Source organism: Winslowiella toletana, from assembly GCF_017875465.1.
In the GTDB taxonomy this organism is placed as follows: domain Bacteria; phylum Pseudomonadota; class Gammaproteobacteria; order Enterobacterales; family Enterobacteriaceae; genus Erwinia; species Erwinia toletana.
In genome coordinates this window covers 2,327,561-2,341,197 of record NZ_JAGGMQ010000001.1, presented here as the reverse complement: position 1 = coordinate 2,341,197, position 13,637 = coordinate 2,327,561, and the positions used below count along the sequence as shown (strand labels likewise).

Annotated in this window: 12 protein-coding genes; 4 read left to right on the top strand and 8 right to left on the bottom strand. The window is 53.5% G+C overall.

Annotated elements, in window-relative coordinates; all coding sequences use genetic code 11:
- Positions 1-21 precede the first annotated feature (21 nt).
- The 4 genes from xylR to xylF all read right to left on the bottom strand — a co-directional run bounded on the left by xylR (position 22) and on the right by xylF (position 5,057).
- On the bottom strand, positions 22-1,200 hold the full coding sequence (gene xylR / locus J2125_RS10925; RefSeq protein WP_017799764.1) for a D-xylose utilization transcriptional activator XylR: 1,179 nt from the start codon (positions 1,198-1,200) through the stop codon (positions 22-24).
- Between the two features lie 92 nt (positions 1,201-1,292).
- On the bottom strand, positions 1,293-2,477 hold the full coding sequence (xylH, locus tag J2125_RS10920) for a xylose ABC transporter permease XylH (RefSeq protein ID WP_017799763.1): 1,185 nt from the start codon (positions 2,475-2,477) through the stop codon (positions 1,293-1,295).
- A complete protein-coding gene (locus J2125_RS10915; protein ID WP_017799762.1) occupies positions 2,470-3,996 on the bottom strand; it encodes a xylose ABC transporter ATP-binding protein in 1,527 nt (508 codons plus the stop codon). The genes xylH and J2125_RS10915 overlap by 8 nt, the downstream gene beginning before the upstream one ends.
- 68 nt (positions 3,997-4,064) lie before the next feature.
- A complete protein-coding gene (gene xylF / locus J2125_RS10910) occupies positions 4,065-5,057 on the bottom strand; it encodes a D-xylose ABC transporter substrate-binding protein (protein ID WP_017799761.1) in 993 nt (330 codons plus the stop codon).
- Between the two features lie 317 nt (positions 5,058-5,374).
- Between xylF and xylA the strand changes: the two genes are divergently transcribed.
- The 4 genes from xylA to J2125_RS10890 all read left to right on the top strand — a co-directional run bounded on the left by xylA (position 5,375) and on the right by J2125_RS10890 (position 9,810).
- Positions 5,375-6,697: a xylose isomerase gene (gene xylA / locus J2125_RS10905; protein ID WP_017799760.1), complete on the top strand. Its 1,323-nt coding sequence runs from the start codon at positions 5,375-5,377 to the stop codon at positions 6,695-6,697.
- 20 nt (positions 6,698-6,717) lie between these two features.
- On the top strand, positions 6,718-8,175 hold the full coding sequence (gene xylB, locus J2125_RS10900) for a xylulokinase (protein ID WP_017799759.1): 1,458 nt from the start codon (positions 6,718-6,720) through the stop codon (positions 8,173-8,175).
- Positions 8,176-8,345: 170 nt separating this feature from the next.
- Positions 8,346-8,888: an isochorismatase family protein gene (locus J2125_RS10895; RefSeq protein WP_017799758.1), complete on the top strand. Its 543-nt coding sequence runs from the start codon at positions 8,346-8,348 to the stop codon at positions 8,886-8,888.
- 1 nt (position 8,889) lies between these two features.
- Positions 8,890-9,810: a GlxA family transcriptional regulator gene (locus tag J2125_RS10890; RefSeq protein ID WP_017799757.1), complete on the top strand. Its 921-nt coding sequence runs from the start codon at positions 8,890-8,892 to the stop codon at positions 9,808-9,810.
- A 98-nt stretch (positions 9,811-9,908) separates the two neighbouring features.
- Here J2125_RS10890 and J2125_RS10885 read toward each other — a convergent pair whose 3' ends face one another.
- The 4 genes from J2125_RS10885 to J2125_RS10870 all read right to left on the bottom strand — a co-directional run bounded on the left by J2125_RS10885 (position 9,909) and on the right by J2125_RS10870 (position 13,596).
- Positions 9,909-10,355 (bottom strand): DUF943 family protein, encoded by a 447-nt coding sequence (locus J2125_RS10885; RefSeq protein ID WP_017799756.1) that lies wholly within the window; start codon positions 10,353-10,355, stop codon positions 9,909-9,911.
- On the bottom strand, positions 10,342-11,187 hold the full coding sequence (locus tag J2125_RS10880) for a YPO3983 family protein (protein WP_017799755.1): 846 nt from the start codon (positions 11,185-11,187) through the stop codon (positions 10,342-10,344). Before J2125_RS10880 ends, J2125_RS10885 begins: the two co-directional genes overlap by 14 nt.
- Positions 11,188-11,300: 113 nt before the next feature.
- Positions 11,301-12,296 carry an acyltransferase gene (locus tag J2125_RS10875; protein ID WP_017799754.1) on the bottom strand — a complete coding sequence of 332 codons (996 nt, stop codon included), beginning with the start codon at positions 12,294-12,296 and terminating at the stop codon, positions 11,301-11,303.
- Between the two features lie 184 nt (positions 12,297-12,480).
- Entirely contained in the window at positions 12,481-13,596 is a 1,116-nt protein-coding gene (locus J2125_RS10870) for a mandelate racemase/muconate lactonizing enzyme family protein (protein WP_017799753.1), read from the bottom strand.
- Positions 13,597-13,637 lie beyond the last annotated feature (41 nt).

Sequence of the window (13,637 nt, the reverse complement as noted above, 5' to 3'; positions counted from 1 at the left end):
CGATTTTTATCAGTCCGATGGCTACAGCGTGACTTCGCCAAAGCGCTCACGGTACTCGCCCGGGGTGCTGGCATAGCTCTTCTTAAACACGGAGTAGAAATACTGTAGCGACGGATAGCCGCACATCTGCGAAATCTCATTAATCGACATCGATGAGGTGATTAACAGGGTGCGCGCCTTCTCCAGCTTTTCACTGTGAATCAGCGCGTGAATGGTCTCCCCGGTCTCATCTTTAAAGCGTTTTTCCAGATTGGAGCGCGACATACCGACCGCATCCAGCACCTGTTCGACCTTGATGCCTTTACAGGCATTAAAGCGGATATAGTGCATCGCCTGAATCACCGCCGGATCATGCAGCGAACGATAGTCGGTAGAGCGGCGCTCAATCACTTTTACCGGTGGCACCAGAATACGCTGGAGCGGCAATGCCTGCTTATCCAGCAGACGATGCAGCAGTTTTGCTGCCTGGTAGCCCATTTGTCGTGAGCCTTGCGCCACCGAAGAGAGCGCGACCCGCGACAGATAGCGCGTCAGCTCTTCATTATCGATACCAATCACACACAGCTTTTCCGGCACCGGAATTTTCAGATGTTCACACACCTGTAGCAGATGGCGGGCGCGTGCATCGGTAACCGCAATAATGCCGGTTTGCGGCGGCAGGGTTTGCACCCAGTCCGCCAGACGGTTCTGCGCATGCTGCCAGTTTTCCGGTGCGGTCTCCATGCCCTGATAAACCACACCCTGATAGCGCTCCTGCGCCACCAGCTGACGAAAGGCATACTCCCGCTCCTGCGCCCAGCGCTTGCCGCTCGACAGCGGTAAACCGTAAAAGGCGAAGCGGTGCACCCCTTTCTCTTTCAGATGCATAAAGGCGCTCTCCACCAGCGCGGCGTTGTCGGTGGCGATATAGTGGACCGGCGGATAATCCTGCGCACGGTGATAGGAGCCGCCAACGCCGACAATCGGCACACTGACCGGTTGCAGCAGGGTTTCGATCTGCTGGTCGTCATAGTCGGCAATCACCCCGTCGCCGAGCCATTCGCGAATATTTTCAATGCGGCAGCGAAAATCCTCTTCGATAAAAATATCCCAGTCGGTCTGCGACGCCTGTAAATATTCTCCCACCCCTTCAACCACCTGGCGGTCATAGACTTTATTGGCATTAAACAACAGGGTGATGCGAAAACGTTTGTCGCTCATGGCGCTTCCTCCCCACAAAATCAGGCATGCCATTTCAATAACACGCCGCGAGATCGGGCAGAAAAAAAACAGTGAGCCATGTGATCGATATATCAGACGCGGCGTTTGGTGGCCGAATCCATCCATACCGCCAGCAGCAGGATCGCCCCTTTCACGATGTACTGCCAGAACGTCGGTACATCCATCATGCTCATGCCGTTATCCAGCGAAGCCATAATAAAAGCGCCCATCACCGCACCGGCTACCGTACCGATGCCGCCCGCCAGGCTGGCGCCGCCAATCACGCAGGCGGCAATCGCATCCAGTTCGGCGATATTCCCTGCAGAAGGCGATCCCGCCCCCAGGCGTGAGCTAAGGATTAAACCGGCAATCGCCACCATCAGGCCGTTAATGGCAAATACCGCCATTTTACTGCGCGCCACATTAATCCCCGACAGGCGTGCGGCGTCGAGGTTGCCGCCAATCGCGTAAATACGCCGGCCAAAGGCGGTGCGGGTCGCCATAAACATACCGGCCAGCAGCAACAACGCCAGCAGCAGCACCGGCGTGGGCACGCCGCGATAGTCATTCAGCATCCAGATCGCGCCCAGCACCAGAATGGCGGTCAGCGACTGACGGGTCACCGAACCGCTGGCGGAGCTTTGCGGCAGCCCCATACTCTGGCGACGCAGACGTAAACGCCACTGCCAGAAGATAAACACCATCAGCCCAAGCACGCCAAACGCGAAGCCGATCCCATCCGGCAGGTAGCTCTGACCAATTTGCGACATCGCCGGACTGGTGGGCGCCACCGTGGTGCCGTTTGTAATGCCGACCAGAATGCCGCGAAACGCCAGCATCCCGGCGAGCGTGACGATAAACGACGGCACCTTGCGGTAGGCCACCCACCAGCCATTCCACGCGCCAAGCAGCAGGCCCAGCATCAGCGTGACCACAATGGTCAGCGGCAGCGGCCAGCCCAGCCAGACGTCAAAAATGGCCGCCACGCCGCCGAGTAACCCCATCATCGAACCGACCGACAGATCGATCTCGGCGGAAATAATCACAAACACCATGCCCACCGCCAGAATGCCGGTGATCGCCGTCTGACGCAGCAGGTTGGAGATATTGCGCGCGCTGAGATAAGCGCCGTCGGTCATCCAGGTGAAAAACAACATAATCAGCAGGATAGCTGCCAGCATCACCAGCACCTGGAAGTTAAGCAGACGGAATTTACCGGTTGAAGCGCTTGCTGCCGGTGATAGCAGGCTGCGCTGAGTCGAATCAGTCTTAAGCATAATGTTCGCTCCGAAGTGCCGCTTCCATCACCTGTTGCTGGGTCAGATTCTGGTTAATTAAGTCGGCTTTAATTTGTCCCTGATGCATCACCAGCACGCGGTCGCTTAATCCCAGCACCTCCGGCAGTTCGGAGGAGATGACGATAATGGCGATGCCCTGCTGCACCAGCTGATTGATCAATTTGTAGATTTCGACTTTCGCGCCAATATCAATGCCGCGTGTCGGCTCATCGAGGATCAGAATGCGCGGATTAAGCAGCAGACATTTCGCCAGCACCGCTTTTTGCTGATTGCCGCCACTGAGGCGGCCAATCGCCAGTTCCGGCGAGGAGGTTTTGACCTTCAGGCGGCTGATCGCCTGCTGAATCGCCTGCTGTTCGCGCGCATCATCAAGGGTGGAGAGCGTGCCGCTAAACTGGTCGAGCGCCGCCAGCGTGATGTTTTTACCGACCGCCATCACCGGCACAATGCCATCTTTTTTGCGATCTTCCGGCACCATCGCAATGCCCTGCGCCAGCGCCTGCTGGCAATCATTTATGATGACCGGCTGGCCATCAATCAGGATTTTTCCCTGCCAGCGGCCGGGCCAGACGCCAGACAGACACTGCACGGTTTCGCTTCGTCCGGCGCCGACCAGCCCGGCAATACCGAGAATTTCGCCGCGATGCAGGCTAAAACTGACATCGTTAACCCGCCGGATATGGCGATTCACCGGATGCCAGGCGGTAAGATTTTCCACCCGCAAAATTTCACTGCCGATCTGATGCGCTTCACTGGGATAAAGTGAGGTCAGCTCGCGACCGACCATCATAGTGATAATCTCGTCTTCGCTTATTCCGCTGGCCGGGCGGGTGCCGATATGCTTACCGTCGCGGATTACGCAGATGGTGTCGGAGATGGCTTTCACTTCGTTGAGTTTGTGCGAGATATAGACGCAGGCGATGCCGTGGTCACGCAGATTATTGACGATCGCCAGCAGCACTTCGGTCTCTTGTTCGGTAAGCGAGGCGCTGGGTTCATCAAGGATCAGCAGTCGCACCTGTTTATTCAGCGCGCGGGCAATCTCGACTAACTGTTGCTGGCCGAGGCCCAGCTCACCCACGCGTGCATCCGGCGACACATCCAGTCTGACCTGCGCCAGCAGCTGCTGACAGCGCAGGGTCATGGTTTCATAATCGACCATGCCAAAGCGCGTCAGCTCGGCGCCAAGAAAGATATTTTCCAGCACCGTCAGCTGGCGCACCAGCGCCAGCTCCTGATGAATAATCACAATCCCTTTGCGTTCGGTATCGCGAATGCCGCTGGCCTGAATCTCGTCACCGGCAAACAGAATAGTGCCCTGGTAGTCACCGGCGGGATAAAGACCGCACAGCACTTTCATCAGCGTCGATTTACCCGAGCCGTTTTCGCCACACAGTGAGAGCACCTCACCAGCCTGCAGGGTGAGACTGACATCATCGACCGCCTTAACCGCGCCAAACATCTTGGTGATGTTTTTCATTTCCAGCAGCGTTGTCACTGTTACCTCCGGAGAGCGCATAGCACAAGAGAACCGCCAGCGTCAGGCTGGCGGCTACGGGGGAGAGATCAGAGATCGCTTTTCTTGTGGAAACCGTCGGCGATAACGGTGCTGTCGATATTGGATTTATCGACGGCAATCGGCTCCAGCAACCAGGAGGGAACCTCTTTCAGGCCGTTATTCAGTTTAGCGTTGGACTTCGGCTGCTGGTCATTACCCAGCTCCACCGCGATTTTAGCGGCTTCATCGGCCAGCTTGCTGATCGGTTTATACACCGTCATGGTCTGGGTGCCGTTGTTAATCCGCTTGATGGCCGCCAGATCGGCATCCTGACCGGAAATCGCCACCTTGCCCGCCAGACCCTGCGCACTGAGCGCCTGAATCGCCCCGCCAGCGGTAGCGTCATTGGAAGCCACCACCGCATCAATTTTATTGCCGTTAGCGGTCAGCGCATTTTCCATAATTTTCAGCGCATTTTCCGGTAACCAGGCATCGACCCACTGATCGCCCACTACCTTGATTTTTCCGGCGTCTATCAACGGTTTCAGCACCTTCATCTGGCCGTCACGGAACAGGCGTGCGTTATTATCCACTGGCGAGCCGCCCATCAGAAAATAATTGCCCTGCGGCACCCGTTTCACAATACTGCTGGCCTGCATTTCGCCAACTTTTTCATTATCGAACGAAATATAAAAATCGATATCTGCATTATTAATCATCCGGTCATAAGCCAGTACTTTAATGCCTTCGCGTCTGGCTTCGGCAATCACATTACTTAATACCTGACCGTTATAAGGAATAATGACCAGTACATCGACGCCGCGGTTAATCATATTTTCTATTTGCGACATCTGGGTTTCTTCATTGCCATTTGCCGACTGGACAAATACTTCAGCGCCCAGCGATTTAGCTTTGCTGACAAATATATCGCGATCCTTTTGCCAGCGTTCAAGACGCAGGTCATCTATCGCCATGCCGATTTTAACCTCTTTGGCGAAACCTGCGTGGCTGACCAGAGCCAGCGCGGCGCATACCGCCAGTAAAGCGTGTTTTATCTTCATCGTCGTCACCTTGTAGGGTTGGCTGCTTTTGACATTCGCACTGTCAGGCGGATGAATTGTTATCACAGCCAGAGGTAACGGCAATTACAGATTTTCCTCCTGCCGTTATGTTTTTTGGTTTATTTACGGAAGTATGACGGCGATCTGATTTTCACCGCTTAAACCGCTGTTGGGATTATTTTGCGAGCTGGCGCACAGTTGATAATTATCTTAACGCCGGAGTGAAATAACGTAATTGAGCGGAAATCATTGCGCTACCACAATCAGCGCAAGTTAACGTGGTTATTTTATTCAATGGCAACCTTAAGGAGCCTGACATGCACGCTTATTTTGATCAGCTAGAGGGTGTTCGTTACGAAGGATCACAAAGCAGTAATCCGCTGGCGTTTCGTCACTATAACCCCGATGAGATGATTCTGGGGAAACGCATGGCCGATCATCTGCGTTTCGCCGCCTGTTACTGGCACAGCTTCTGCTGGAATGGCGCCGATATGTTTGGCGCCGGTTCGTTTGACCGTCCGTGGCAAAAGGCCGGTGATGCGCTGGAACTGGCGAAGCGTAAAGCCGATGTCGCGTTTGAATTTTTCCAGAAACTGAATGTGCCCTACTACTGTTTCCATGATGTCGATGTGTCGCCGGAGGGAGATTCGCTGCAAAGCTATCTGCATAATTTTGCCGTGATGACCGAGGTGTTGCAGGAGAAGCAGCAGCAAAGTGGCGTGAAACTGTTATGGGGCACGGCAAACTGCTTTACCCATCCGCGTTATGGTGCTGGCGCCGCCACCAGTCCCGATCCTGACGTCTTCGCCTGGGCCGCCACTCAGGTTAACAGTGCGATGAATGCCACTCATCTGCTGGGCGGTGAAAACTATGTGCTGTGGGGCGGACGTGAAGGCTATGAAACCCTGCTGAATACCGACCTGCGCCAGGAACGCCAGCAGATTGGCCGTTTTATGCAGATGGTGGTGGAGCATAAACATAAGATCGGCTTCCAGGGCACCCTGCTGATCGAGCCGAAACCGCAGGAGCCGACCAAGCATCAGTATGATTACGATGTGGCGACGGTTTATGGCTTTCTGAAACAGTTTGGGCTGGAAAAAGAGATTAAAGTGAATGTCGAGGCTAACCACGCCACCCTCGCCGGGCACTCGTTCCACCATGAAATTGCCACCGCCATTGCACTGGGCATTTTTGGCTCAGTTGATGCTAACCGCGGCGATCCGCAGTCGGGCTGGGATACCGATCAGTTTCCCAACAGCGTGGAAGAGAATGCGCTGGTGATGTATGAAATTATCAAAGCAGGCGGATTTACCACCGGCGGTTTAAACTTTGATGCCAAAGTACGTCGTCAAAGCACCGATAAATATGACCTGTTCTACGGCCATATTGGCGCGATGGATACCATGGCGCTGGCGCTGAAAGTGGCGGCGCGGATGATTGTCGCCGGTGAACTGGATAAACGTGTGGCGCAGCGCTACAGCGGCTGGAACGGTGAGTTTGGCCAGCAGATCCTGACCGGTGAATTCTCGCTGGCGGCGCTGGCGCAGCATGCCCAGCAGCAAAAGCTCAATCCGCAGCATCAGAGCGGACGTCAGGAGCAGCTGGAGAATCTGGTGAATCACTATCTGTTCGACAACTAACCCAGAGAGAGGCAGGCATCATGGTAATCGGCATCGATTTAGGCACCTCGGGCGTCAAAATAGTACTGCTGGATGCGCAGGGGCAGGTGCTGGCCAGTAAAACGGAGAAGCTGAGCGTGACGCGGCCAAAACCGCTGTGGAGTGAGCAGGACCCTGAAAGATGGTGGCTGGCGACCGACAAAGCGCTACAGGCGCTGGCGGCGGAGCAGGATCTCAGCCAGGTGCAGGCGATTGGGCTGAGTGGTCAGATGCATGGTGCGACGCTGCTGGATGCGCAAAATCGGGTGCTGCGTCCGGCGATATTGTGGAATGACGGCCGCAGCGCCGCCCAGTGCCGTGAACTGGAACAATTAGTGCCTCACTCACGTCAGATTACCGGCAATCTGATGATGCCCGGCTTTACCGCACCCAAACTGTTGTGGGTGAAACAGCATGAGCCGGCGATCTTTGCGCAGGTGGCGAAAGTATTGCTGCCAAAAGATTATCTGCGTTTTCGCCTTACCGGCGAGTTCGCCAGTGATATGTCGGATGCCGCTGGCACCCTGTGGCTGGATATGGCGGCGCGTGACTGGGACGACACTCTGCTGGCGGCCTGTGGATTGCAGCGCGATCAGATGCCGACGCTGTTTGAAGGCAACCAGATTACTGGCCAGCTGAGTGCGCAGCTGGCGCAGCGCTGGGGGATGGCAACGGTGCCGGTGATCGCTGGCGGTGGCGATAATGCCGCCGGGGCGCTGGGTGTGGGGATGTATCAACCTGGTCAGGCGATGTTGTCGCTGGGCACCTCAGGCGTCTATTTTGTGGTGAGCGACGGTTTCCGTAGCAACCCGCAGCGTGCGGTACACAGTTTCTGCCATGCGCTGCCGGATCGCTGGCATCTGATGTCGGTGATGCTGAGTGCCGCCTCCTGCCTGGACTGGGCCACGCAGCTGACGGGCTGTCAGGATGTACCGCAGCTGCTGGCCGAAGCGGAGAGGGCGCAAAGCGATGTGCCGCCCGTCTGGTTTCTGCCCTATCTCTCTGGTGAGCGCACGCCGCACAATAATCCTGAAGCGAAAGGGGTGTTTTTTGGCTTTACTCATCAGCATGGCCGTCCTGAGCTGGCGCGCGCGGTGCTGGAGGGGGTGGGATTTGCGCTGGCGCAGGGGATGGATGTGCTGCATGCCACCGGGGTTAAACCGCAGGCGATTATGCTGATTGGCGGCGGCGCGCGCAGTCCGTACTGGCGCCAGATGCTGGCTGATATCAGTGGTCAGACGCTGGATTACTGCACCGGCGGCGACGTTGGTCCGGCGCTTGGCGCGGCGCGGCTGGCGCTGATTGCCCTGCATCCGCAACAACCGCTGGCCGAATTACTGCCTGCTTTACCGCCTGAGCAGCGTCATCAGCCCGATCTCAGCCGTTATCAGCGCTATCAGCAGCAGCGCGAGATTTTCGCCCGTCTGTATCAGCAGCTGGAACCGTTAATGTCGGCATAAGTCGCAGGCGGCCCCTACAGATGATGGATGTAGGGGCGGCGTTATCGCCGTCCGTGCCCGTGCCAATGCGGTTTGTCCGTTGATCTGGTTGTTATGTCCGTTTTTGGTCTTCTCTCCCCGCTGGTTACCCGTCATTATTGACCTTACTCTCACTGATAAGGTGTCCTGAAATGTCTGAAACTGCACTACTGCTGATCGATATCCAGCAATCGTTTTATCAACGTGGCTATCAGGAGACAGCGGAAACCCCGGCTTTTGAGTTAAAGGTCAGCCAGCTGATTGAAGGTTGTCAGCGTAAAGGGATGCTGCTGGTAGATGTATTCCATGTTGAAGCGGAAGGGCCATTTTCCCGTGCTTCAGGCTTAGTCGGGCGCATGCCATTTTTGCATCATCAGGCGGATAAAACTTTTTATAAAAACGTGCATAATGCGCTAATTGGTTCTGGCCTCGACGAGTGGTTACGCCAGCAGCAGGTCAGCGATCTGATAATTTGCGGCATCCGCACCGAACAGTGCTGTGAAACCACCGCGCGTGTGGCCTCCGATCTGGGCTATAACGTCACCTTTGTCACCGAAGCGACGCTGACTTCGCCGCTTACCCATAATGGCATCACGCTCAGCGTGGCTGATTTACGCCACCGTACTGAGAGCGTTTTGATTAACCGATTTGCGGCGATTCATACCGTGGAGAGCTGCCTGCAGGAGCTTGTCTGATATGCCGATACCGGTGTGGTTTTTGACTTTGCCAGGGGTGATGGCGCTGGATCTGACTGGCCCGGCGGAAACGCTGAAGCTGGCGGCAGGGGCATTTTCCCTGCACTACATCGGCCCACAGCAAACGGTTATCTCTTCAACCGATATGACGATCGGTAATATTGCGCCGCTGCCGGAGAGCTTACCGGATGGCAGCTTGCTGGTGGTGCCAGGGTCATATAATTCGGCAGTCTGTTTCGATACTCCGCAAGCGCGGATGGCTCAGCACTGGCTGACGCGCCTGCAACCGGCTATCCATGCAGGCAACATTACGCTGGTCTGTGTCTGTTCCGGCACGGTGCTGGCGGCACGTGCCGGATTAATGCATGGCGTGCAGTGCACCACGCATCATGAGGTGCTGGCGCGTTTGCGCGCCGCAGCGCCGGGGGCACTGGTGAAAGAGAACCGTATTTTTGTCGAAGATCGCGGTATCTGGACCAGCGCGGGCATTACCGCTGGCATCGATCTGGCTTTGCATCTGATTCATCAGCTGTGCGGTCCGCAGGTCGCGCTGGATGTGGCGCGGGAAATGGTGGTTTATTTTCGCCGATCGGGTGACGATCCGCAGCTATCTCCATGGTTATGTCACCGAAATCATCTTAATCCGGCAATTCATCGCGCCCAGGATTTATTGATCCATCAGCCGGAAAAAAGCTGGCAACTGGAGGAGATTGCGGCGCGCGCGCATGTCAGTTCGCGCCATCTGACACGTCTGTTCCGTCAGCATCTTGGTATCAGCGTGCGCGACTACCACGAGCAGCTACGGCTGGCGGTGGCGCGTCAGCGGGTAAATCAGGGCGAAGGGGCAGAGCGCGCCGCGCTGGCCGCCGGATTCTCCTCAGCACGCCAGCTACGGCGTGCGGAATTGCGCTGGCAGGATTAGACTTTTGCTGTCGGTATTATCTTGTATGCGGTGGGTTATCTACACCGAAAGGACCTATTTAAGGTGTTTCAATGTAGAGAAAGTCTTGATGCTTTTATTTATTGTCGGACTATCTCACCATTTTTTAAACTTATATAGCTTTTATCTCCAATAGTAAATATGGGTATTTCATGTTTAAATCTATATACCGTCATGTATTTATTCTTATCGATGCACTTTTTATCTGATTTAATGGCGTCAAAACAAAGTTTGTCGTCATTCCCTGCTATCTTATAACCCTCCCCAAAATCCCAAATGTTAATGTAAAATGTTCCATCCGGGCTGGGAGGGGAGAGTTTTTCCTCTTCTTTTAGTTTATTAATGTTGTTTTCCCACCATCTTATTTTCCCTGCATCTGTTAGTGGTGGGTTTTCAATAAGTACATCAGTAGAGTTGCGATACTGATAAATAGCGATGATTTTCACTGGTTTTAATAATTCGTATGCTATGTAGATAGCACACAAAATTATAATCAATAATATCGTTAATTTTCTATATTTTTTCATTTCTATTTCCGACTATTTCCAGTGTTGCTTCCATATTAGTCATAAATGGTTTAAAGGCTAGTTGATGGTATCTTTGAAGCACAAACCAGATACGAAAGAAACGAAACTGGTAGAATTTGAATTTCAAAATATCTTCGTTGTCCAGTCCAAAGTGGTCCTGTACCTGGTAATGAATTATAGCGCGATAGCCATCTTTTTCAATCTGCAGAGATTTTATTGTAATGTGGGTTGCATATGTGTCGTGAACAGTGATCCCCATTCCGTTGAAGCTATCCTGAAATTTGGCGAATTTTGGCAAATATGAAGATCTGATTAAGGTATCAAATTCATCTTTTTTATTAACAGGATAATAACCATTTTCCCAGTCAACAAATTTTGTCAGCGCTATTTTTATTTTACTTAACGAACTATCTTTTGTCCTGTCATTAAGTATGCGCTTTTTCAGAGCAGCATTCAGATAAATGTCACGAAACGGCATCCCATTGCAGTTCTGCATATGAGTAATCATTTTCTCAATAAGATGCCTGTATGGGCCGTAAATGGCAAATGGACGGGAGAGTTGACGAAACTCATCAAACAGGAGCCTCGCACATTGCTCTCTGCTAAGCTTCTTCCCGGCGTCGCGAGAACCGTAAAACATTGATTGTGGCTGCCTGAATGGCGTAATTTCCGTCAGCGTATAGGGATCAACTTTTGCAGACACGTCTGTCAGATTAAAATGCCTTTTCAACTCGGTTTCGCTCAAATCCCCGCATCGCATATCATTGGCTGTGTAATGATCCATCCGCTTTTGGCTTTTGAACAGGGTACAGGGAAAGGGTAATGCTGACATAAGACACACTCCTTGTGTGATTTTCCATACTCATCCTCAGGCACAAATAATAGGTGGAAGCTGGCGAAAAAGTAAACACCGGATTTTAGTCTGCTGTTTACCTGCTTTTTTCACTAACTCACCAGATGATATTTATCGATACGGCGCAATCCCAGCGCCAGCAGCAGGCTGCCCGCAAGGGTTACGGCAAAAATCAGCGGAATATCCAGTAGCGGCTGGCCGGTATGGTCGAGATGATGGGTGCGCATATAGTGAATAAACAGCGCATGGAAACCATAAATCGGCAATGAGTTGCGCGAAATCAGCGCTAAACCGGGCAATACGCGCTGGTTCAGGCAGTTTTTAAACAGCACCAGCAGGCTGACGGCAGCGATAAATACCAGCGGGCCGCAGTAGAGATACCAGGTATCGGAGAAGGCGCCATTAATATGCAGCTCTTTTTTGGTGCCAATTGAAATTCCCACCACGCAGGCGGCAAATAACACTCCCGCCAGCCAGCTGATACCCGGCTTCTCCGTCGCCATCATGCCAATAGCGCGACCCAGCAAGGCATACAGCACGTAGTAAAAGGTGTCGCCGCCGATATACAGATTGACCGGCAGCCAGTGAAATGGCCCCACCGACTGATCGACGGTATTCGGGTTGGCGACCACCGCCAGCACCAGAACCAGCACCGCAACATAGCGCGCGCGCACCTGTTTCACCTGAATCAGCGGTGACAGCAGGTAAATCACCATAATTGCGAAGAAAAACCACAGGTGGTAGAACACCGGTTTTTGCAGTAAGTGTTTGATGGATATCATTTCGCTGATGGGGGTCAGCAGGGTGATATACGCCAGCGCCACCGCGCTGTAGAACAGCAGGCAGAGCACGATACGCAGGAAATGGCGATTCTGCGCGCTTCGTTCACCAAAGAACAGATAACCTGAAATCATAAAAAAGATCGGCACACAAACGCGTGAGGCAGAATTCAGCAGATTGGCGATATCCCAGTGGTGTTCGGCCACTTGCGGGCTATTGGTGATGTACCAGGTGGTGGTATGGATCATAATCACCATTAAACAGGCCACGGCACGTAAATTATCTATCCAGCCAATCTTTTGCGTCATCTGTTCCTCTTATTTGCCGTCGCTTCAATGCTGACATGAGGGTAGATGGAACAGGAGGCTTCAACAATACTTGTTGTTAAAAATCGGACTGAGCTGAACAAGATTCTATGAAGGGGGGGGCAAAATGGGCGCTGCGCTGGCCCCCTCCCGTAAAGCGGGAGGGGGCTGGAAAGAAACAACAGAATTACTCTTTTACTAAAAACTTCTCAATAATATCCATCCGCGGCTCCACACCGAGACCTGGCTCATCCGGCAGCCAGGCAAATCCGTCGGCGATACGCACCGGATTTTTCGCCAGCGAGCGGCTGATTTCACCCGGTTCAACGCAATACTCCATCACCAGCGCATTCTCAATGGCGCAGAGGAAATGCAGTGAAGCGGCAGTATTAATATCGGTGGTGAAGTTATGGTTACAGACTTTACGCCCGCGACTGTGGGCATAGCTGGCAATCTCAATCGCCTGGGTAAAGCCGGTGCGCGTCAGGTCGATCTGCACAATATCAATGCCGCCTTCATCGATTAAGCGCTCGAAGCCGACCACCGAGCACTCCTGCTCACCGGCGGCGATATGCTGGTTGCAGGCTTGCGATACCTGCCCGTAACCGGCGAAATTATCCGGATGCAGCGGCTCTTCAATCCAGAAAAGATTGAAAGCATCGAAACGTTCGGCACGGCGGATGGTGGTTTTCGCATCCCAGGCATGGCCGACATCGAGCATCAGGTCGATATCGTCGCCAATTGCGTGGCGAATGGCGTCGAGATAGCGCATATCGGTGGCTTCATCTTCACCAAAGGGTTCCCAGCCAAATTTAACGCCAGTATGGCCGGTATCCACCGCATGACGGGCGCGCGCCACGGTGTCATCAATGCTGTACTGGAACATATTGGAGGAGTAGACGCGCATTTTGTCGCGCATCGCGCCGCCGAGCAGATCGACAATCGGCCGATCGAGCGCTTTGCCTTTAATGTCCCACAGCGCAATATCAATCCCGGCCATCGCCTGAATCACCGCGCCATTACGACCGTAATAGATAGTCGCACGGTGCATCTTGCTCCATAACCTTTTGGTATCCAGCGGATTTTCGCCAATCAGCAGCGATTTCAGGCCGGTTACCATGGTATGGGAGTAAGGGGCATCGATAATTGCTTTGGTGACATACGGACTGCCATCCACTTCGCCCCAGCCAACAAAACCGGCATCGGTAGAAATTTTGATTAGCAACGCATCCTGCGAACTGTCGGTGCGTTTTTCAATATTCGGCAACCGCAGATAGAAAGCTTCAACATTGGTAATTTTCATCAATTCTGTTTCCTGGTGGCAAAAGTCGTCAGGCTAATGCG